The 518-nt window shown below is 70.1% G+C and carries 1 protein-coding gene and 1 pseudogene; both read right to left on the bottom strand.

Annotation, left to right across the window (positions count from 1 at the left end; all coding sequences use genetic code 11):
• Positions 1-192: 192 nt before the first annotated feature.
• Positions 193-318 (bottom strand): hypothetical protein, encoded by a 126-nt coding sequence (locus tag JCM19049_RS21775; protein ID WP_279403536.1) that lies wholly within the window; start codon positions 316-318, stop codon positions 193-195.
• Positions 318-518 (bottom strand): annotated as a pseudogene (locus JCM19049_RS17330) (hypothetical protein); the annotation flags it as partial. The pseudogene JCM19049_RS17330 and the gene JCM19049_RS21775, both read right to left, overlap by 1 nt.

The following is a 518-nucleotide window of genomic DNA, read 5'->3' as shown; positions in this document are numbered from 1 at the left end:
TCCAGCGCAGAGGCGCCGGACACCGCCGCCTGCGGGGAACGGGATCTCACCGGCCCGTCCGGACGGGCCGGGCGCGGTTGTCCAGCTCCTGCCCGGCCAGATCTCGCACCATCAGCTGGTAGCCGTGCCGGGCATAGAGCTCGCCGATGCTGCAGGACAGGGACAGGGCCTTTTCAAAGCGCAGCGTGCTGGCTAGCGGGGCGCCGGTGCCTGCGGGATCTCATGGTTCAAATCCCCGGGGCCATGCCAGGCACTGCGCCGCCGGTCCAGCACGATCAGGCTGTGCGCGGTGGCCACATAGTTTTCCTGGCGCACCATCAGCCGGCCGTGGCGGGCGGTCGCTTCCAGTGAACCTGGCGCAGCGAATCGCCCTGCTGGTGATCACGGATCCCCACATCGTAGTAGTCCACCGAGGCGCTCTGGGTGTGCCGGGCCTCACCGGTGAGCATGCGCTCGCCGAGCGCGGTGGAGTGCTCCAGGCTCAGGCAGTGGGCGCGCACCGCGACGCCGCTTGCCTC

It is taken from the genome of Arthrobacter sp. JCM 19049 (assembly GCF_001310435.1).
The sequence above is the reverse complement of the archived record's forward strand: the minus strand, read 5'-3'. Positions and strand labels throughout refer to the sequence as shown.

Bases quoted from the DNA above. Each gene is read 5' to 3' on its own strand.
- JCM19049_RS21775 (WP_279403536.1), bottom strand. From the start codon at position 318: ATGGTGCGCCAGGAAAACTATGTGGCCACCGCGCACAGCCTGATCGTG.